Raw genomic sequence first — 19,258 nt, forward strand, 5'->3', positions numbered from 1 at the left:
GTGCCGCTAGCCTCGCGACCGCCCCGCACCGCTAGCGCAGGCGGGCCACCCGCCACACGGCGAGGACGACCGCGACGGCCACCAGCAGCACATAGCCGAGGACGACCCGCCAGTCGGCCCGGCGGCCGGAGCCGCGCGGGGGCAGTCCCGGCCAGGTGTAGCCCACCCGGCGGGCGGCCATCATGCCCCAGCCCGCGGCGCACGAGCAGATCAGCAGGCCCAGCATGGCGATGACCGCGCCGCTGTCGCCGAAGTCGAAGGCGAGCGGGAAGGCGAACATCAGGGAGCCGCCGGCGGCCAGTCCCACGATCGGCGCGAGCTGCCAGATGCGCAGCCGCCGCTGCGGACGCAGCTCGACCTCGACCTCCGGTCCGCCCGCGTACATCTCCTCGGGCTCGGGCCCGTCGTCGGTCACACCGTCCGGCGTCTCGTCCGGCCCGTCGTCGGCCAGCCGGTCCTCCAGGCGGTCCTCGACCCGGCTGCCCAGTTCGTCGCTGTCCGTGGCGTACGTACTGTCAGTGGTGACGGGACCGTCGGTGGTCACAGGACCGTCGGTGGTCACAGGCTCGGTGCTCTGTGCGGTGTCGCGAGGGCCGGCCTCCATCGCCACGCGCCCTCCCAACTAGGACTCCACTTGGTCGATCGACGCTCGATGATGGCACGGCGCCGAAGGCCTCGATGACCGGCAGCGCATCCCGATGCCATCACGTGATCAGGCTGTAACCGGTCGTTCGACCAACGCCAGAGCCAGCTGCGGAAGTTCCGCGCGGTCCGCCTCCGCCCCACTCAACCAGTGCACCCGGGGATCGCGCCTGAACCATGAATCCTGGCGGCGCGCGAAGCGCTTGGTGGCGCGTACGGTCTCGTCCCGCGCTTCCGCTTCGGTGCAATCCCCGGCGAGCGCCGCGAGCACCTGCTGGTAGCCCAGCGCGCGCGAGGCCGTGCGCCCCTCGCGCAGGCCCTGCGCCTCCAGTGCGCGCACCTCGTCCACGAGTCCGGCCTCCCACATCCGGTCGACGCGCCGCGCGATGCGCTCGTCCAGCTCCGGACGAGCCACGTCGACGCCGATCTGGACGGTGTCGTAGACGGAGTCGTGGCCGGGCAGATTGGCGGTGAAGGGCTGGCCGGTGATCTCGATCACCTCCAGGGCCCGGACGATACGGCGGCCGTTGCTGGGCAGGATCGCGCGGGCGGCCTCGGGGTCGGCGGCGGCCAGCCGGGCGTGCAGGGCGCCCGGGCCGCGGAGCACCAGCTCGTCCTCCAGGCGGGCCCTGACCTCGGGGTCGGTGCCCGGGAACTCCAGGTTGTCGACCGCGCCGCGGACATACAGGCCGGAACCGCCGACCAGGATCGGCCAGCGGCCCTCGGCGAGCAGCGCGTCGATCCGCTCGCGGGCCAGCTTCTGGTACTCGGCAACCGAGGCGGCGACCGTCACGTCCCAGATGTCCAGCAGGTGGTGCGGGATGCCGCCGCGCTCTTCGGGCGTCAACTTGGCGGTGCCGATGTCCATCCCACGGTAGAGCTGCATGGAGTCGGCATTGACGATCTCGCCGCCGAGCCGCTGGGCCAGGAAGACGCCGAGATCGGACTTTCCGGCCGCGGTGGGTCCGACGACGGCGATGACGCGGGGGGCGAGGGATGCACTGCTCACCGCACCAGTTTCGCAAACCTCCGGACGGGGCCTCGAACGAGTTACGTGACGGCGCGGACCCCGGGTCGTTGCCCGAGGCGAGGTGCGGCCTGCCGGGCCGCCGGAGGCGGTGACCCGGGCGGCGCAACCCAACGCACCGGGTGACGCGGGATTTCGCCCGCACGAGTACCGTATGGAGTGGATATGGGCGTTTTTGCACGACTCCTCGGCAGGCCGAAGGCGGCTCAGGCGACGACTCAGGAGACGACTCAGGAGGCATCGGCCACCGAGGCGCAGGCCGACCCGGAACCGGGAACGGCCGAGGCGGCGGAAGCGGAGGCGAAATCGGAGCCGGAGCCGACGGAGGCGAGGGGCTCGGCCCAGGACGCGCGCGAAGGCGCGGCGGCGGAGCCGGAAGCCGCCGCCGACGCGGCCGAGGGTGCCGGGATTCCCAGGCAGCAGTCCGCCGAGGAGGCCGCCGACCGCGAGACCGGCGAGAGCGCCCGCACGTAACTGTCCCGCGAGGGAAGGTGGACCATGGGTCTGTTGGAGAATGTGAAGGCCAAGCTCGCCCCTGCCAAGGACAAGGTGTCGGACCTCGCACGGCAGCACGGGGACAAGGTCCAGCACGGCATCGACAAGGCCGCGCATGCCGTCGACGAGCGGACCAAGCACAGGTACAGCGACAAGATCCAGGCGGGCACGGGCAAGGCCAAGGAGGCCATGGACCGCCTGGCACACAAGGAGGGCGAGGGCCCCGAGGGCGGCGACCCGGCGACCCCGATGCACCCGGAAGGCCCGCCGCCTCCGGCTTCCTGATCATCCTGGGCTGCTGAAGAAAGACACCGGTGCCATCGGCGACACCGGCGACTTCGTTGACCGGCGGACGGCCGCGGAGCGGTTGGGCTCCCGGCCGTCCGCCGACGCCGTCCCGCCTGCCCAGGAGCTACCGGGCGGCTACGACCACGTGGCGACGAGATAGCCCACGCCGTACGGGGCGTCGTCGTACAGGAGGGCACCGCCGAGGCCGGCGCCCTCGGCCGCGCCCGCGAGGATCTGCCAGGGGGCCCGGCCCGCGGCCTTCAGTTCGTACGCCAGCTCGGCGTCCAGCGCCTGGACGGCCGCCACGTCCGCCGCGCCCAGGGCACGCGCCACCTCCGCGTCGAAGGGGGCGGCCCGCTCGTCCAGGTAGCCCGGCGCCTTGAGCGTGCGGCGCGCGCTGGCGTCGCCCATCACCAGCAACGCCACCCGGTCCGCCTGGGCGGCGATGTCCCGCCCTGCTTCGGCGCACCGCTCGGGGGCCAGCGTTTCCCCGACGCCGAGTCCCTCGACCGGGGCGTCCGCCCAGCCGGTCCGCTGCAGCAGCCAGGCGGCGACGGCCAGCGACGTCGGCAGCTCGCGCTCGGGGACGGTGTCCGTGGCGGGTCCCAGCGTGACGTCCAGGTCGACGCCGAAGCCCCGGAAGTGTCCCTGGGCGCCCTGCGGGTACGGTCCGCGCCGGCTCTGCTCGGCGGTCCCGACGACCACGAGCTTGTCGGGGCGGGCGGCGGCGAGCACGCCGAGGGTGTCCACGCACGCCGCGCGCGCGGCGTCCATCTCGGGTGCGGCACCCGCGGCGACCTCGGGAACGAGTAGCGGCGGGCAGGGGCAGACAGCGGCGGCGACAAGCATGATCGGCAGGGTAACGCCGTACGACGACCTGGCGTCACCCCACGCCGAGTGCCACGCGACTCCGAGCGCCACGGCAGGCCGGGCGGACGGCGCCGCAGGCAGCGGCTAGTCGCAGCCGCAGGCGCTCGCGGCGGCCGGCAGCGGCTCCGGGACGCCGATCTTCGGCAGCCCGAGCATGACCCCCGCCGGCTTGGCCGCCGCGGCGGCCTGACGCTTCTCCCAGGCGTCCCCCGCGCGCGTGCGGCGCACGTCGAGGACGGCGCCCTCGGCAAGGAGGTGGTGCGGGGCGGCGTACGTCACCTCGACGGTGACCACGTCACCGGGGCGGACCTCCTGCTCCGGCTTGGTGAAGTGGACGAGCCGGTTGTCGGCGGCGCGCCCGGACAGCCGGTGCGTGGCGCCGTCCTTGCGGCCCTCGCCCTCGGCGACCATCAGCTCCAGCGTGCGGCCGACCTGCTTCTTGTTCTCCTCCCAGGAGATCTCCTCCTGGAGGGCGACGAGCCGCTCGTAGCGCGCCTGGACGACCTCCTTGGGGATCTGGTTCTCCATGGTGGCGGCGGGCGTGCCGGGCCGCTTGGAGTACTGGAAGGTGAACGCCTGTGTGAACCGCGCCTCGCGAACCACGTGCAGCGTCTGCTCGAAGTCCTCCTCGGTCTCGCCCGGGAAGCCCACGATGATGTCGGTGGTGATCGCGGCGTGCGGGATGGCGGCGCGCACCTTCTCGATGATCCCGAGGTAACGCTCCTGCCGGTACGAGCGGCGCATCGCCTTCAGGACGGTGTCCGAGCCGGACTGGAGCGGCATGTGCAGCTGCGGCATGACGTTCGGCGTCTCGGCCATGGCGGCGATGACGTCGTCGGTGAAGTCGCGCGGGTGCGGGGAGGTGAACCTGACCCGCTCCAGGCCCTCGATGTGCCCGCAGGCGCGCAGCAGCTTGCTGAAGGCCTCGCGGTCGCCGATGTCGGAGCCGTAGGCGTTGACGTTCTGCCCGAGCAGCGTGATCTCGCTGACGCCTTCCGCGACGAGCGCCTCCACCTCGGCGAGGATGTCCCCGGGGCGGCGGTCCTTCTCCTTGCCGCGCAGCGCCGGGACGATGCAGAAGGTGCAGGTGTTGTTGCAGCCGACGGAGATCGACACCCACGCCGCGTACGCGCTTTCGCGCCGCGTCGGCAGCGTGGAGGGGAACGCCTCCAGCGACTCGGCGATCTCGACCTGAGCCTCTTCCTGCACCCGCGCGCGCTCAAGCAGGACCGGCAGCTTGCCGATGTTGTGCGTACCGAAGACTACGTCCACCCAGGGCGCCTTCTTCACGATGGTGTCGCGGTCCTTCTGCGCGAGACAGCCGCCGACCGCGATCTGCATCCCGGGCCGCGAGGCCTTCTTCGGCGCGAGCCGGCCGAGGTTGCCGTACAGCCGGTTGTCGGCGTTCTCCCGCACGGCGCAGGTGTTGAAGACGACGACGTCCGCGTCCCCGTCCGACCCCTCGGGCGCCCGCACGTAACCGGCCTCTTCCAGCAGCCCGGCCAATCGCTCGGAATCGTGAACGTTCATCTGGCACCCGTAGGTGCGGATCTCGTAACTCTTGGATCCCTGAACGTCCACGGTGGAGCTCCGGTCGAGGCTGCTAGTCATGGCTCAAGGGTAGACCGTCCGGGGGACGCTCCCGCCGCACCGACCGGTCAGCCCGCCTTGCCCGGGTGCCGCTCCGCCCACGCTCCCGCTTCGCCCCGGAGGTAGGAGGGGACGCACCAGCGGGGCCGGTTGAACCACGCCACCGAGAGCTGAAGCGCGACACCGGCCAGGAAGACGGGCGATCAGCAACACCGCCACGACGAGCGCCGTGGAGGGACCTTCGTTCCACAACCGCCGGGCACGCCACAACAGGCGCTGCCGCCCCAGAAGACCAGAAGAAAGATCCCCACGACTGTCCCCCGCACTCCTCCGCGCCGCGGACCCGGACGCCGATCGGCTCGTCCCCTTTCGCAAGGGTCACAGGGCGCACACTGTAAACAGAAGGCCATGCGGCATCAGCTGCACGTGGAGGTGAGTTTCATGAGCACCCTCGAAGTACACGTCGACGTCGGCGTTCCGATCGATACGGCCTGGGAGACCCTTCACCGGGTGGAGAACTATCCGCGCTTCGTGGACGGCGTGCGGGGCGCGCGTACGGAGACAGGGGGCCGAGCACATCTGGAGGTCGAGGCACTTGGCGGAGCCCGGGAGGTCGAGGCCGAGGTCTCCGACCGCCGCGGCGAGCGCGTGATGGAGTGGCTCACCACGAGCGCCCCCGAGCTGACGGGCTCCTTCTCGGTACAGCCGATCGACCGGGATCACACCCGGATCCAGGCACGGCTGGAGTACGACCCCGACACCGTCCGGGAGACTTTCGGCGGGCCCAAGGGGTTCGCCCAGACGAACGCGATCGAACGGCTCGTCCGCAGCGATCTGGAGCACTTCAAGGAGTACGTGGAACGAGGCTGACCGGGTCAGGCTTCGATCACGGCATCGCAGTCCGGGCACACCACGGATGCGTGTTCCGCGGGGTACCAGAGCGCTCCAGGCTGTTCGGAGGGCTGCCAGCGGGCCGTCTCCATGGCGAAGGTGTCCTTGCCGCAGAGGGTCCGCGGTCCGGCAGCGGTGCGCGACCCCGGGGCCGCGGGTGCCGCGTGCACCTTGCGGACGCGCCGTTCCCGTCCGCCTGGTGTCCCCGGGGAGGTGCGCGTCGCCACCGGCTTGTCGAGTTCGTAGACGACGATCTCGCTCATGTCTCCACCGTAGGCGGTCGCGAGGCGCTCCCGGTGTGGTGAGGTGACCTGCTCGTGAACTCCGTGGCCAGGGCGCCCGAGGATCTCCTGCGAGCCCTCGCAGCCGCCGGGATCCGGGACGAGCGGCTGCTCGAAGCCGTGCGCGCGACTCCCCGGGCCGCCTTCGTCCCGGCCGGTCAGGAGGCTGCCGCCTACCGGGACGTACCCGTGGCGATCGGGCAGGGACAGGTCACCACGCAGCCCTCGCTGTCCGTCCTGATGATTGAGAGCCTCGGTCTGGGCGGGGGCGAGCACGTCCTGGAGATCGGTACGGGGCTCGGCTTCCAGACCGCCCTGCTCGCCCGGCTGGCCGCCGACGTGGTCAGCATCGAGCTGCGGCCGGGCATCGCCCGCCAGGCGCGGGTGAACCTCGCGCGTCAGGGCGTACGGAACGTGGAGCTGCGGGTCGGCGACGGCAGCGGTGGCGTGCCGGACCGCGCTCCGTACGACGCGGTCCTCGTGTCGGCCGCCTTCCTGGAGGTGCCCGCGCCGCTGGTCGCGCAGGTACGGCTACGGGGCCGCCTCGTGCAGCCGATCGGGCCGGGCGGGCGCGAGCAGGTGGTGCTCTTCGAGCGCACCGCGGCGGGGCTGGAGCGCTTGCGGGTGGTGACGGGAGCCTGTTTCGTGCGGCTCCAGGGGCGGTACGGCTTCCCGCCGGATGACGTGGATGACCTTTGACCGGCGGCTCGCTTACGCGTCCGCGACGCTTACGACGGCCAGCGTGATGTTGTCCGGGCCGCCCGCGGCGATGGCGGCCTTCCACAGTTCGAAGGCCGCCCGGCGGTCGTCCTGCTCCCGCATCACGTCGTCGAGCACGTCCGTCGGCAGCGGATCGGTCAGACCGTCGGTGCAGATGAGGTAGCGGTCGCCGGGAGACAGGGACTCGACCGTCACATGGGGCTGGACGGCCCGGTACGCGCGGCTGCCGCCCAGGCACTGGGTGACGAGGGACGTGGTGCGCCGCCCGGGTTCGAGCGGGGGGCTGTCGTCGACGCTCATCTGGCGCAGCCCGTCACGGGGGGCGGCGAAGACCCGGCTGTCGCCCACGTTGAACACCAGTAGCGAGTCGAGCCGCACGACCACGCCGGCGACGGTCGTCCCCATGCCGGCAAGCCCGCTTTCCTCGCCTCCGACGGCCGCGTACACGGCGTGGTTGCACGCGTTCAACGCGCCTCGTACGGCGTCCTCGCCGCCCAGGGCAGGACCGAGCGCCGCCATCCGCCGTACGACCAGGGCGCTGGCCACATCGCCCCCGGGCTGCCCGCCGAGCCCGTCGGCGACGGCGACGACGAGGGGCGTCCCGAGCGGGAAGACCAGGGTCTGCGGGCTCTCGGTCACCGTGGCGCACAGGGTCCACGGCCCGACCACGAGGCTGTCCTCGTTCCGTTCACGGAGCAGCCCAGGATGACTCAGCGCGCTCACCGCCACGTACCGCATGGAACGCCACCGCCTGTGTGAGAGCCCTTCAGCTCCTGCCGGCCCCGGGTTCAAGGGTAGGCAGTCGGCCCACGGAGGGCCTCGTGAGCTCCCCAGTGCGGTACGGCTTCACCTGTCTCTGCCGCCATTCGCCCGGTCCGGACGCGACCCGCTCGCTGTCCACGCCTCCGCCTTGTGCTGCGGCCCCGGGGCGGCACCGGCCGTCTGTCTCCCTCCCAGCCAGGCGAGGAAGGCGAGGACGAACAGTCCCTCGGCGATCAGGGAAAGAGGGCCGTAGGGCGGCTCCCAGCCGGGTTCGTAGTAGCCGTCCGGCAGGCCGACGGTGCGCGACAGCAGAAAACCGATGATCATGCCGAGGCTGACGAAAGCTCCGGTCGTCCATGCGAGCGTGGGACGTCTCCGGATCACCAGTGCCACCGCCACGGCGAGCATGACGGCGCTGCCGAGGGTGAACAGGACGCCGATGTAGAGCTTCTCCTTGAGGTGATCAGGGACGAGGAGTCCGTGCACCACCACGTTGGCGAGGGCACAGCACGCCCCCAGTCCTCTCAGGGCGACTTCGCTGGTGGAGACGGAGTTCATGGTGACTCCAGTCGTTCATGTGGCTCGTGCGCGCAGGAGGCGTGTGGAACGAGTGAGCTGCCGAGGCTGCCGGGGGCCGGAGGTGTTGCCTTCTGTGAAGTCATACGGAAACGGCGCCCGACGGGATTGCCCTTGCTCGAAGAGACGGTGGGTACTGCTCTGCCGGGCGGGGCGTGCGGGGCCCGTGATGCAATAAGGCGCGACGGAGCAGATCTCGGGGTGGAGTACGCGTGTTGAGCAACGGTGGGCCGGATGCGGGGAGTTTCCAGCCGCTGGAGGACGGCGATCCGAAGGTCGTCGGTGCTTACGTGCTGGTGGCGCGGCTCGGGTCCGGCGGCATGGGGCGGGTATATCTCTCGCACACGCCCGGCGGCCGGGCCGTCGCGGTCAAGGTGATCCGGCCGGAGCTGGCCGAGAACGCCGAGTTCCGCAGGCGGTTCCGGGCCGAGGTGGCCGCGGCCGGCCGGGTGCACGGGCTGTACACGGCACCGGTCGTGGACAGTGACACCGAGGGGTCCGTGCCGTGGTGTGCGACTGCTTATGTTCCGGGGCCGTCCCTCGCCGAAGCCGTGGCCGATCACGGGGCACTGCCCGTCGACACCGTGCTGCGGCTGATCGCCGGTGTCGCCGAGGCCCTGCAGGCGGTGCACCGCGCGGGCATCGTGCACCGGGACCTCAAGCCGTCGAACGTACTGCTCGCCGCCGACGGCCCGCGCGTCATCGACTTCGGTGTCGCGCGGGCCGCGGACGCCACGGCGGTGACACAGAGCGGCATGGCCGTCGGCACGGTCGCCTACATGGCGCCGGAGCAGGTGCTCGGCGGGGAGGCCGCTCCCTCGGCCGACGTGTTCGCGCTGGGGCAGACCGCCGTCTTCGCGGCGACGGGCCGTGCCGCCTTCGGGGACGGGGATCCGCACGCGGTGCTCTACCGAGTGGTGCACTCGGAGCCCGACCTCGGCCATGTGCCGGAGGAGGTACGGGAGTTGGTGGCGCGCTGTTTGCGCAAGAGCGCCGCCGAGCGGCCTTCCGTCGAGGAGGTCATCCGCTCCGTCCAGACGATCCAGGCACAGCGCGGTGCCGAGGCGCTGGTCACCTCCGGCGCGTGGCTGCCGGGCGAGCTGGCCGCGGGGATAGCGGCCCGGACCCAGGGCGCCGATCAGGCCCGGGCCCGCGCGGCCCTGGGCACGGATGCCTCCGGCGGCACGGGCGGTCACGGCAACGGCGGCACGGGCGGTAGGGGCGGTACGGGCGGTACGGCCAGTTACGGCGATGGGGGTGCAGACGGTTACGCGGCTGCCGGTTCCGGCGGGTACGGCGGGTACGGCGGGCACACGCCTGCCGGTTCAGGCGGCCACACCCCTGCCGATCCCGGCGCCTTCGGGCCCCCTGCCCCCTACTCCCCCGCCTCGCCCTACTCCCCCGCCTCGCCGCCCCACACCCCGCAGTCCCATGCCGCGCTCCCCGGCCCCTTCGTCATCGGGCAGGGGGCCGCACCAGGCCCGTACGCGCCGCCCGGCTGGCCTCAGCAGCAGGAGCCGGCCGCCGCGCAGACCTCCCCCATGACCACCGGCGGCAAGCGCGGCGCCAGGGTCTGGATGCTGTCGGGGGCCGCCGTCGTGCTCGTCGCCTGCGGGGCCGTCACCGCGCTGCTGCTCGCTCCGGGGAACGACGACAAGGGCGGCGACCGGGCACAGGCCGTGGCCGCATCGCGGTCGGCCACAGCCGCCACGGCATCGACGTCGGCGTCGCCGTCCGGCTCGCCGTCGGCTCGGACCTCGAAGAGCCCGAAATCCGCCAAGTCCTCCGTACCGCCGAGTACTTCCGGGCCAGCGACGCCCACGCGGGCCGCGACCTCGGCTCCTCCGACCGCCGCGTCCAGCAAGCCCGCGGCTCCGAAGGCCCCGGCCCCGGTGACGTACGCCGGGATCCGGATGACCAAGAGCCATGACCTGTACCTGGCGGACACCCCGGTGCGGTCCAAGGCGGACACCGGGACCTCCGACGAGGATCTGACCTACGCCGTCTACTCCGCGGGCGCGGTCCTCGCCCCCGGCACCACCTCCGGCAGTTCCCTCGCCGTGCTGCCGACGGGCCGGCAGGGAAGCCTGGACGTGTGCAAGTCGACGACCGGCTACAGGAGTTACGTCTGGGTCAAGGACCTCGCCGTCGGCCAGCAGATGTGCGTCATCAGCGGGACGGGGCACGTGGGGCTGGTGACGTACCGGGGCTCGTCCGGGACGACGTACGCCACCTTGGACGTGAAGGTGTGGCGCGACGCGGCCTAGGCGAGGCTAGGCGAGGCCGCCGGCCGCCGAGGCGGGGCGCGCGGGGGTACACGTCTGCCCAGGACTGGGTACGCGGGTGACGATGACTCCGAGGGCTCTTTCGAAGAAGTTGATCGCGATGACGTCCGAGACCGTTCTCGTGCCCGCCGACGGCGCCGACCTCCCCGGTGATCTCGTGCTGCCGGAGCGGGCGCGGGCCGTGGTGCTGTTCGCGCACGGCAGTGGAAGCTCCCGGCACAGCCCGCGCAACCGGGCGGTCGCCGCCGAGCTGCGCCGGGCCGGGCTGGGCACCCTGCTGATCGACCTGCTCACCGAGGCGGAGGAGCGCCGGGACATGCTGACCGCCGAGCTCCGCTTCGACATTCCGCTGCTGGGGCGCCGGCTCGTGGCCGCTCTGGACTGGCTCGGCGCCCGGCCCGGCACCCGTGCCCTGCCCGTCGTGCTCTTCGGCGCCAGCACCGGCGCCGCCGCTGCGCTGGTCGCCGCCGCCGCGCACCCGGACCGCGTCCTGACCGTCGTCTCCCGTGGCGGACGGCCCGATCTGGCGGGCGACGCGCTCCCCGCCGTACGCGCACCGGTCCTGCTGATCGTCGGCGGCCGGGACGAACACGTGCTCCGGCTCAACGAGGAGGCCGCCCGGCGGATGCGGGCCCCGAGCACCCTGCGGGTGATCCCGGGAGCCACGCATCTGTTCGAGGAACCCGGCGCGCTGGAGCGGGTCGCCGAGACGGCCCGGGAGTGGTGCGAGGAGCATCTGCGCCCGGTGACGGCGTGACAGCGGCCCACACACGCCCCCACCCGGCCCCGCTGCCGACCCCGCCCCCGCTGCCTACCCTGAGGGTGTGGCTCGTTCCAACGACGAGGTCGCCGCGCTCTTCGCCGAGTACGCGGACCTGATCTCGATCACCGGAGGGGACGCGTTCCGGGCGCGCGTCTACGAGAAGGCCGCGCGGGCGGTGGGCGGCTATCACGCCGACGTGTCCACGCTCGATGCCAAGGGTCTCCAGGAGATCCCCAATGTCGGCAAGTCGATCGCCGAGAAGATCGTCGAGTACTTCCGCACCGGCAGCGTGTCCGCGGTCGAGGAACTGCGGGCCAGGATCCCCGCGGGCGTCCGGCGGCTGACGGCCATCCCCACCCTCGGCCCGAAGAAGGCCTGCCTCCTGTACGAGGAGCTGGGCATCTCCTCGGTCGAGGAGCTGGCCGAGGCCATCCACGAGGAGCGGCTGCGCGACCTGAAGGGCTTCGGCCCCAAGACCGAGGAGAACATCCTCCACGGCATCGAACTCCTGCGGTCCTCCGGCGACCGCGTACTGATCGACGTCGCCATGGACCTCGCCGCCGACATCGTCGCCGAGCTGTCCGGCGTCACCGGCTGCCGGAAGTGCACGTACGCCGGCTCGCTGCGCCGGGGCCGCGAGACCATCGGCGACATCGACGTCCTCGTGGCCGCGGCGAAGTCGGCGCCGCTCATGCAGGCCTTCACCGAGCTGCCGTACGCCGCGGAGGTCATCGCGCACGGCGAGAAGAAGACCTCGGTCCGCACCGACAAGGGTCTCAACGTCGACCTGCGCGTCGTGCCACCGGACTCCTGGGGCGCGGCGCTGCAGTACTTCACCGGCTCCAAGGCGCACAACATCCGCACCCGGGAACTGGCCGTGCACCAGAAGCTCAAGCTGTCCGAGTACGGGCTCTTCGACACCGAGACCGGCGAGAAGATCGTCTCCGCGACGGAGGAGGAGGTCTACGCCCGGCTCGGCCTGCCCTGGATCCCGCCGGCGCTGCGCGAGGACCGCGGGGAGATCGAGGCGGGGCTGAACGACGAGCTGCCCGTCCTGGTCGAGGAGAGCGACATCCGGGGTGACCTGCACACCCACACCGACCTCACCGACGGGCTCGCCCCGCTGGAGGAGATGGTCGCCGCGGCGGCCGAGCGCGGCTACGCCTACTACGCGGTGACCGACCACGGCCCGAACCTGTACATGCAGCGGATGACCGACGAACGGATGCTGGCCCAGCGCGAGGAGGTGCACGCGCTCGACGGCGCCTACGGCAAGCGCGGCCGGCGCAGCCGGGGCGGCGGCATGCGGCTGCTGCACGGCGCGGAGCTGAACATCGACCCCGACGGGGAGGTGGACTGGCCGGAGGAGTTCCTGGCCGGCTTCGACCTGTGCGTCGCCTCGGTGCACTCGCACTTCAACCAGGGGCGCGAGGCGCTGACCCGGCGGCTCGTGCGGGCCTGCGAGAACCCGTACGTCAACATCATCGGCCACCCCACCGCCCGGCTCATCGGCAAGCGGCCGGGCATCGACGCCGACCTCGACGAGGTCTTCGCCGCGTGCGCGCGCACCGGCACCGCCCTGGAGATCAACGCCGCTCCGGAACGGCTCGACCTGCGCGACGAGGACATCCTGCGGGCCCGGCGGCACGGCGTGAAGTTCGCGATCGACAGCGACGCGCACGCCACCCCCCATCTGGCGAACATGCGCTACGGCGTGGGTACGGCCCAGCGCGGCTGGCTCACCAAGGACGACGTGATCAACACCTGGCCGGAGGCACGGCTGCGCCGGTTCCTGCACAAGCGCCGGTGAACCGGCCTCACGTATGCCCGGGCACACGAGGGGTACTCCGGGACCATGGCCGGCATCGAACTCAGAAGCGCAGCATTCCGTGACCAGAACATGATCCCGCGCCGCCACGCCAGGGACGCGGGCAACGTCTCTCCGCCGCTGACCTGGTCCGGGGTACCGGACGACACGGCGGAACTGGTCCTGTTGTGCGAGGACCCCGACGCCCCGTCGGGAACCTTCGTGCACTGGCTGGTCACCGGCATCGACCCGCACACCGAGCACCTGGACGCGGGCAAGGCACCCTCGGGCAGCCAGCCCCATCGCAACGGCTTTGGTGAGCGGGGCTATGGCGGCCCGCAGCCGCCCGTCGGCGACAACGCGCACCACTACGTCTTCCGCCTGTACGCCCTCCCCTCACCCGTCTCCCTCCCGGACCGGGCCACCGCCGCCGAGGCGCACGCCGTGCTCGACGGGGAGCAACTGGCCAGCGGCACGATCGTCGGGCTCTACGAGCGCTGACCGGGCGCCGGCCCACGGCTGACCGGGGCGGAAAACTGGATGGAAGCCCGCGGCCGGGTGTGCGTAGGGTCGCGGGATGAGTACACGTACCTTCCGCATCACCGTCCGCGGCGCCTTCGACGGGCTCAGCGACGCCCAGCGGGCCGAACTGCTGGCCGACGCCGCCGAGCACGACGTGCTCCGCGCCGCCTACACGCCCGAGGGGCACCTCAGCTACGACATCGCCGCCCGACCGGCCTTCGTCTTCCGTTTCTCGGACACCGGGGAGGAAGAGGAGGACATCCTCGAGGCGACCGAGCGGGCCGAGGAGGCGGCGACGGCGTGGCTGACCGGGCGCGGCTACGGCTTCAAGAACCTCCGGTCCACCGCGGAGGACCTCTCCCAGGCTCCTCTGGGGAAGCGCCAGCGGCGTGCCGCTCGTTCCACCGGGGCATAAACTTGAGTAGTCAAGGAGCTGGCAATTGAGTGGCGCTCGAGAGAGGGCGAGGAGGGGGCTATGAGTGAGGCTCTGGACGCGGCCATGCGGCTCGTCCGCGCCCAGGCGGCGCTCGTCCGGCGCTTCGACGCGCGGCTGAGCGGCCTGCACGGGGTGAGCCTGGCCGACTTCACGATGCTGCTGAGGCTTGGGCAGGCCCCCGGCGGGCGGATGCGCCGGGTGGACCTGGCCGAGGCGCTGGGGCTGACGGCGTCGGGGGTCACCCGCGGACTCGCCCCGCTGGAGCGCATCGGGCTGGTGACGCGCGAGTCGGACGCCCGGGACGCGCGCGTGGCCTACGCCTCGCTGACCGGGACCGGCCGACGGCTCCTGACGGAGATGCTGGCCACGGCCGAGGAGACAGCCGCCGAGCTCTTCGCCGCCCCGCACTGGGCCGAGGAGGACATCAGCCGACTCGCCGGTCTACTGACCCGGCTGGGCGGCACCGGCCTCTAGAGCCGGAGCGTGGCCGCTAGCCGCGCGGTCCGGAAGCGTCCGGCTGCGCCGCCGGTATCCAGCCCTGGCGGCGCAGCACGGCCGACACGTCCGGCGCCCGGTAGTGCTCGCCCTTGAGGACCTTGCCGTCGGCGCGCCGGGCGACCTGCCCGTCCGGACCGAGCTTGCTCATGTTGGCGCGGTGGATCTCGCCGATCACCTGGTCTAGGTCGATCCCGTGCACCAGAGCCGTGCCGTACGCCACGTAGACCACGTCCGCCAGTTCGTGCGCCAGCCGGTCCAGCGGTCCCTCGACCGCGACCTCGGCCACCTCCGCGGCCTCCTCGGCGAGCAGCTCCCCGCGGTGCGCGGCCAGTTCGGGGGACACCTCGGTCGGCGTGCTGCGGGCGTCGAGGCCGAAGGCGAGGTGGAATTCGTGGACGAGGTCGGCGGGAGAGTGGCTCATACGGCGACTCTAGCGGCCGGCACCGACAGCGCCCGGAGTTGTCCACAGGGCCCGGACCGCAGGGTCCCGAAGTAGCCCCAGAGTGGTCCCGAAGCGGCCCCGGAGTGGCCCCGGAGTGGCCCCGGCCCTGGTCAGGCCCGCGCACGGCCTGGCAGGATCGCCCGCATGCCCAAAGCGTTCCCCCGTATCAGCAGGCGCCAGGCGCTCCAGAGCGCGACCGTCGGCGTCGTGGCCCTCGGGCTGCTGCTGTGGTGGCTGCTGCCGCTGGGCGAGAAACCGCCGAGCGGGACGATCGTCTTCAGCACCGGCACGCCCCGCGGCGTCTACCAGGAGTACGGGGAGCGGCTGCGCACCGAGCTGGGCAAGGACATGCCCGGTCTGCGGGTGAAGCTGCTCAACAGCGCGGGTTCGCAGGAGAACGTGGAGCGGGTGGCGACCGGGAAGGCCGACTTCACGGTCGCGGCGGCCGACGCCGTGGAGACGTACCAGCTGCGGCACGGCAGCGGTGCCGGCCGGCTGCGCGGTGTGGCCCGGCTCTACGACGACTACGTGCAGCTCGTCGTACCGCGCGACTCGGACGTCCAGAACGTCGCCGACCTGCGGCACAAGCGGGTGGCCATCGGGCTGCCCGACTCCGGGGTGCGGCTGATCGCCAACCGGGTGCTGAAGTCCGCGGGCATCGATCCGCACAAGGACATCACCCCGCTGGCGGAGGGCATCGACACCGGGCCGGCCAAGCTGCGGCAGCGGAAGATCGACGCCTTCTTCTGGTCGGGCGGCCTGCCCACGAAGGGGCTGGTCGAGCTGGCGCGGACGTCCGCCATCAGGTTCGTACCGATCGACGGGGACCTCGTCACCAGGCTGCACGCCGAGGGGGAGGCCGCGCGCTACTACCGGGCCACCAACATGCCCGAGTCGGCCTATCCGTCCGTACAGCAGGGCACTGCCGTGCCGACGATCGCCGTGGCCAACCTGCTGATGACCCGCAAGGACATGGATCCGCGGCTGACCGAATGGCTGACCCGCACGGTGATCAAGAGCCGTGACGGGATCGGCGCGCACGTCCACTCCGCCCAGCTGGTCGACCTGCGCACCGCGATCTACACCGACCCCCTGGTCCTGCACGAGGGCGCCCGGCGCTACTACCGCTCGGTGAAGCCCTGAGTGCTGCTGCCCTAGTCCGTCTCCGCGTACCGGGGCACCGTGACGGTCACCCGGAGCCCGCGGGGCTCGTGGTGGGCGTAGCCGATCGAGCCGCCGCCCGCGGCGAGCAGGGTGTGGGTGATGGACAGGCCCAGGCCCGAGCCCTTGACGTTCTGGTGGCGTCCGCTGCGCCAGAAACGGTCGCCCACCCGCGCGAGTTCCTCGTCGGTGAGGCCGGGGCCGGTGTCGGTGACCACGACCGTGGAGGTGTCGCCGTCGGAGGAGACGGCGACCTCGACGGTGCCGCCCTCCGGGGTGAACTTCACGGCGTTGTCGATGACGGCGTCCAGCGCGCTGGACAGGGTGATCGGGTCGGCCCAGGCGGTGGTGGGCGGGCAGTCGCCGGTGAGCCGGACTCCCTTGGCCTCGGCGGCCGGTGACCAGGCGGCCACCCGCTCGTCGGCGAGGGCTCCGACGTCGGTCAGGCCGAGGTCCGCCTCGGCGTGCTCGGCGAGCGCCAGGTCGAGCAGGTCGTCCAGGACCTGCGCGAGGCGCTTGCCCTCGGTGCGGACCGAGGCGATCTCCTCGTTGCCCTCGGGGAGTTCGAGGGCGAGCAGTTCGATGCGCAGCAGCAGCGCCGAGAGCGGGTTGCGCAGCTGGTGCGAGGCGTCGGCGACGAAGGCGCGCTGCTGCTCCAGCACGTCCTCGACGTTGTCCGCCATCTCGTTGAACGACCGGGCCAGGCGTCTGAGTTCCGGCGGCCCGCTGCCGACCGCGACCCGGGACTTCAGGCGTCCGGTGGCGATGTCGTGGGTGGTGGCGTCCAGGATCCGTACGGGCTTGAGCACCCAGCCGGTCAGCCGCAGCGCGGCGCCGACGGCGAGCAGCATGGCGGCGATCTCGCCGGCGCCGATCAGCAGCCAGCCGCGCAGGATCTGCGAACGCATCTGCCCGGTGGGCGAGTCGGTGACCACGACGGCCACGACGTCCCCGTCCCGGATCACCGGCGAGGCCACGATGAGCCGGCTGCGCTGCCAGGGCCACACCTGCCGGGGGTCGTGGCTGCGCCGGCTCAGCAGGGCCTCGCCGAAGGCTTCCCGCACCTCCCCGGTCGGCGGTACGAACCAGTCGACGGGTGCGTTGGCCATCGCCGAACCGTTGCGGTAGAAGACGCCCGCGCGGATGCCGTAGACGCCGTAGTAGCTGTCCAGTTCGCGGCGAAGCGTCTCCTGGCGCTCGTCCGGGGAGGTACGGCGGGAGCCGCTGGGTCCGTCGGTGACGAACTGGGCGAGCGCGGCGAACCGCGCGGTGTCGTCGATCCGGTCGACGACGACCTTCTGCTGCTGGGCGGCGGCCACGCTGACGGCGAGCGGGACGCCGAGGGCGAGGAGTACGGCCGCCATCAGGATGATGAGCAGCGGCAGGAGCCGTGTGCGCACCCGTCCCCGCTAGGCGGCCGGGGCGACGAGCCGGTAGCCCACGCCGCGTACGGTCTCGATCAGCGCGGGCATGCGCAGCTTGGCGCGCAGGGAGGCGACGTGCACCTCCAGGGTGCGTCCGGTGCCCTCCCAACTGGTGCGCCACACCTCGCTGATGATCTGCTCGCGGCGGAAGACCACTCCCGGGCGCTGGGCGAGCAGCGCGAGCAGGTCGAACTCCTTACGGGTCAGTTGGATGACCGAACCCTCTACGGTGACCTGCCGGGTGGGCAGTTCGATGTGTACGGGGCCGAGGTGCAGGGCGCTCTCGCCGGGCGCCCCGGAGTCCTCGGGGGCGGTGCGCCGGCTGACCGCGTGGATCCGGGCGAGCAGTTCCCCGGTGTCGTACGGCTTCACCACGTAGTCGTCGGCGCCCAGGTTGAGCCCATGGATGCGGGAGCGGACGTCGGAGCGGGCGGTGACCATGATCACCGGGGTGCTGGTGCGCTTGCGGATCTTGCCGCAGACCTCGTAGCCGTCCTGGTCGGGCAGGCCGAGGTCGAGCAGGACCACGCCGAAGCCGGGCCCCTCGGGGACGAGCGCCCGCAGGGCCTCCTCGCCGCTGCGCGCGTGCGTCACCTCGAATCCGTGCCGCGCGAGCACCGCGGACAGGGCGGCGGCGACATGGTTGTCATCCTCGACGAGCAGCAGCCTCATCGCGTCTCCCTCCAGTTCAGTGGTCGTACGGTCTCGGTTTCCGCTCGCCTTGTAGATCGCGTGCACGCGCGCGTGCACCATGGCAGTGACGCCGATGGACAAGGACGGCGTCAAGAGGCTTCCGGTTGCCCGTGGCTTCCGTTACCCGGCCGATACGCACACAGGTCACACTGCTACGTCACGTGTCCGATTGCTATCGGATCGTGATGCTCAGATCTCCCTCAGATGTGATGACGCAGGTCATCGGGGGTCACTACTGTCCACCGAAACCGAGGAGGACGGAGCCGAGAGCGATGACCGAAGTATCGGTGGCCAAGGTGGATATGGCCGCGACCGACGAACTGGTCGTCCTGAAGAGCGTCAACAAGCACTACGGCGCGTTGCACGTACTCCAGGACATCGACCTGACGATCGCCCGCGGCGAGGTCGTCGTGGTCATCGGGCCCTCCGGGTCCGGAAAGTCGACCCTGTGCCGCACCATCAACCGCCTGGAGACCATCGACTCGGGCACCATCACGATCGACGGCAAGCCCCTGCCCCAGGAGGGCAAGGAGCTGGCGCGGCTGCGCGCCGACGTCGGGATGGTCTTCCAGTCCTTCAATCTCTTCGCGCACAAGACCGTGCTCGACAACGTGATCCTGGGCCAGGTCAAGGTCCGCAAGGCGGACAAGAAGCAGGCCGAGGCTAAGGCCCGCGCCCTGCTCGACCGCGTCGGCGTGGGCAGCCAGGCCGACAAGTACCCCGCGCAGCTGTCCGGCGGCCAGCAGCAGCGCGTCGCCATCGCCCGGGCGCTGGCGATGGGCCCGAAGGTCATGCTCTTCGACGAGCCGACCTCCGCCCTCGACCCCGAGATGATCAACGAGGTCCTCGAGGTCATGCAGCAGCTCGCCCGTGAGGGCATGACGATGATCGTCGTCACCCACGAGATGGGTTTCGCACGATCGGCTGCAAACCGTGTGGTCTTCATGGCGGACGGCCGCATCGTCGAACAGGCTGCGCCCGACCAGTTCTTCAGCAACCCGCGCAGCGACCGGGCCAAGGACTTCCTGTCCAAGATCCTGCACCACTGACGGCGCAGGGCACCGGCGCCCGCACACAACTTGGGT

General features: G+C 71.8%; 22 protein-coding genes. 12 read left to right on the plus strand and 10 right to left on the minus strand.

The annotated features are described in order from the left end of the window. Window positions 1-31 precede the first annotated feature (31 nt). Window positions 32-604, minus strand: a complete 573-nt coding sequence (locus tag ACWD35_RS02445) for a hypothetical protein (protein WP_451349323.1) — start codon at window positions 602-604, stop codon at window positions 32-34. A gap of 108 nt (window positions 605-712) precedes the next feature. Continuing rightward, window positions 713-1,651 (minus strand): tRNA (adenosine(37)-N6)-dimethylallyltransferase MiaA, encoded by a 939-nt coding sequence (gene miaA / locus ACWD35_RS02450; protein WP_451349254.1) that lies wholly within the window; start codon window positions 1,649-1,651, stop codon window positions 713-715. Window positions 1,652-1,834: 183 nt separating this feature from the next. Here miaA and ACWD35_RS02455 point away from each other — a divergent pair, with 183 nt between their 5' ends. Both ACWD35_RS02455 and ACWD35_RS02460 read left to right on the plus strand, forming a co-directional pair. Continuing rightward, the gene (locus ACWD35_RS02455; RefSeq protein ID WP_451349255.1) at window positions 1,835-2,143 is read left to right on the plus strand and encodes a hypothetical protein; all 309 of its coding nucleotides are present in this window, start codon (window positions 1,835-1,837) and stop codon (window positions 2,141-2,143) included. Window positions 2,144-2,167: 24 nt separating this feature from the next. Continuing rightward, a complete protein-coding gene (locus ACWD35_RS02460; RefSeq protein WP_451349256.1) occupies window positions 2,168-2,449 on the plus strand; it encodes an antitoxin in 282 nt (93 codons plus the stop codon). Between the two features lie 138 nt (window positions 2,450-2,587). Here ACWD35_RS02460 and ACWD35_RS02465 read toward each other — a convergent pair whose 3' ends face one another. Both ACWD35_RS02465 and miaB read right to left on the minus strand, forming a co-directional pair. Next, window positions 2,588-3,301 (minus strand): class III extradiol dioxygenase subunit B-like domain-containing protein, encoded by a 714-nt coding sequence (locus ACWD35_RS02465; protein WP_451349257.1) that lies wholly within the window; start codon window positions 3,299-3,301, stop codon window positions 2,588-2,590. Window positions 3,302-3,406: 105 nt separating this feature from the next. Then, a complete protein-coding gene (miaB, locus tag ACWD35_RS02470) occupies window positions 3,407-4,933 on the minus strand; it encodes a tRNA (N6-isopentenyl adenosine(37)-C2)-methylthiotransferase MiaB (RefSeq protein WP_451349258.1) in 1,527 nt (508 codons plus the stop codon). 420 nt (window positions 4,934-5,353) lie between these two features. On the opposite strand from miaB, the gene ACWD35_RS02475 reads away from it, so the two are divergent. Beyond that, a complete protein-coding gene (locus tag ACWD35_RS02475; RefSeq protein ID WP_451349259.1) occupies window positions 5,354-5,782 on the plus strand; it encodes an SRPBCC family protein in 429 nt (142 codons plus the stop codon). A 5-nt stretch (window positions 5,783-5,787) separates the two neighbouring features. Here the strand turns inward: ACWD35_RS02475 and ACWD35_RS02480 are convergent, their stop codons facing one another. Then, on the minus strand, window positions 5,788-6,066 hold the full coding sequence (locus ACWD35_RS02480) for a hypothetical protein (RefSeq protein ID WP_451349260.1): 279 nt from the start codon (window positions 6,064-6,066) through the stop codon (window positions 5,788-5,790). Between the two features lie 54 nt (window positions 6,067-6,120). On the opposite strand from ACWD35_RS02480, the gene ACWD35_RS02485 reads away from it, so the two are divergent. Beyond that, the gene (locus ACWD35_RS02485) at window positions 6,121-6,783 is read left to right on the plus strand and encodes a protein-L-isoaspartate O-methyltransferase family protein (RefSeq protein WP_451349261.1); all 663 of its coding nucleotides are present in this window, start codon (window positions 6,121-6,123) and stop codon (window positions 6,781-6,783) included. A gap of 12 nt (window positions 6,784-6,795) precedes the next feature. On the opposite strand, the gene ACWD35_RS02490 is transcribed toward ACWD35_RS02485, so the two are convergent. Both ACWD35_RS02490 and ACWD35_RS02495 read right to left on the minus strand, forming a co-directional pair. Then, a complete protein-coding gene (locus tag ACWD35_RS02490) occupies window positions 6,796-7,542 on the minus strand; it encodes a PP2C family protein-serine/threonine phosphatase (RefSeq protein WP_451349262.1) in 747 nt (248 codons plus the stop codon). Between the two features lie 108 nt (window positions 7,543-7,650). Next, on the minus strand, window positions 7,651-8,124 hold the full coding sequence (locus tag ACWD35_RS02495) for a hypothetical protein (protein ID WP_451349263.1): 474 nt from the start codon (window positions 8,122-8,124) through the stop codon (window positions 7,651-7,653). A gap of 230 nt (window positions 8,125-8,354) precedes the next feature. On the opposite strand from ACWD35_RS02495, the gene ACWD35_RS02500 reads away from it, so the two are divergent. The 6 genes from ACWD35_RS02500 (at window position 8,355) to ACWD35_RS02525 (ending at window position 14,429) form a co-directional block, all read left to right on the plus strand. Continuing rightward, complete coding sequence (locus ACWD35_RS02500; protein WP_451349264.1) at window positions 8,355-10,409, plus strand: serine/threonine-protein kinase; 2,055 nt, start codon at window positions 8,355-8,357, stop codon at window positions 10,407-10,409. A 118-nt stretch (window positions 10,410-10,527) separates the two neighbouring features. After that, window positions 10,528-11,184, plus strand: a complete 657-nt coding sequence (locus ACWD35_RS02505; protein ID WP_451349265.1) for a dienelactone hydrolase family protein — start codon at window positions 10,528-10,530, stop codon at window positions 11,182-11,184. Between the two features lie 67 nt (window positions 11,185-11,251). Next, window positions 11,252-13,000 carry a DNA polymerase/3'-5' exonuclease PolX gene (gene polX / locus ACWD35_RS02510; protein ID WP_451349266.1) on the plus strand — a complete coding sequence of 583 codons (1,749 nt, stop codon included), beginning with the start codon at window positions 11,252-11,254 and terminating at the stop codon, window positions 12,998-13,000. Window positions 13,001-13,045: 45 nt separating this feature from the next. Then, window positions 13,046-13,498, plus strand: a complete 453-nt coding sequence (locus tag ACWD35_RS02515) for a YbhB/YbcL family Raf kinase inhibitor-like protein (RefSeq protein WP_451349267.1) — start codon at window positions 13,046-13,048, stop codon at window positions 13,496-13,498. 76 nt (window positions 13,499-13,574) lie between these two features. Then, on the plus strand, window positions 13,575-13,934 hold the full coding sequence (locus tag ACWD35_RS02520; RefSeq protein ID WP_451349268.1) for a DUF6204 family protein: 360 nt from the start codon (window positions 13,575-13,577) through the stop codon (window positions 13,932-13,934). A gap of 60 nt (window positions 13,935-13,994) precedes the next feature. Then, entirely contained in the window at window positions 13,995-14,429 is a 435-nt protein-coding gene (locus tag ACWD35_RS02525; RefSeq protein WP_451349269.1) for a MarR family winged helix-turn-helix transcriptional regulator, read from the plus strand. A gap of 16 nt (window positions 14,430-14,445) precedes the next feature. On the opposite strand, the gene ACWD35_RS02530 is transcribed toward ACWD35_RS02525, so the two are convergent. Continuing rightward, window positions 14,446-14,874, minus strand: a complete 429-nt coding sequence (locus tag ACWD35_RS02530; protein WP_451349270.1) for a pyrophosphohydrolase domain-containing protein — start codon at window positions 14,872-14,874, stop codon at window positions 14,446-14,448. A gap of 165 nt (window positions 14,875-15,039) precedes the next feature. Between ACWD35_RS02530 and ACWD35_RS02535 the strand changes: the two genes are divergently transcribed. Continuing rightward, window positions 15,040-16,038, plus strand: a complete 999-nt coding sequence (locus tag ACWD35_RS02535; protein ID WP_451349271.1) for a TAXI family TRAP transporter solute-binding subunit — start codon at window positions 15,040-15,042, stop codon at window positions 16,036-16,038. A gap of 11 nt (window positions 16,039-16,049) precedes the next feature. Here ACWD35_RS02535 and ACWD35_RS02540 read toward each other — a convergent pair whose 3' ends face one another. Continuing rightward, a complete protein-coding gene (locus ACWD35_RS02540) occupies window positions 16,050-17,456 on the minus strand; it encodes an ATP-binding protein (protein WP_451349272.1) in 1,407 nt (468 codons plus the stop codon). A 9-nt stretch (window positions 17,457-17,465) separates the two neighbouring features. Next, entirely contained in the window at window positions 17,466-18,152 is a 687-nt protein-coding gene (locus ACWD35_RS02545) for a response regulator transcription factor (protein ID WP_451349324.1), read from the minus strand. Window positions 18,153-18,445: 293 nt separating this feature from the next. Here ACWD35_RS02545 and ACWD35_RS02550 point away from each other — a divergent pair, with 293 nt between their 5' ends. Then, entirely contained in the window at window positions 18,446-19,222 is a 777-nt protein-coding gene (locus ACWD35_RS02550) for an amino acid ABC transporter ATP-binding protein (RefSeq protein WP_451349273.1), read from the plus strand. Window positions 19,223-19,258 lie beyond the last annotated feature (36 nt).

Source organism: Streptomyces sp. NPDC002671, from assembly GCF_053592475.1.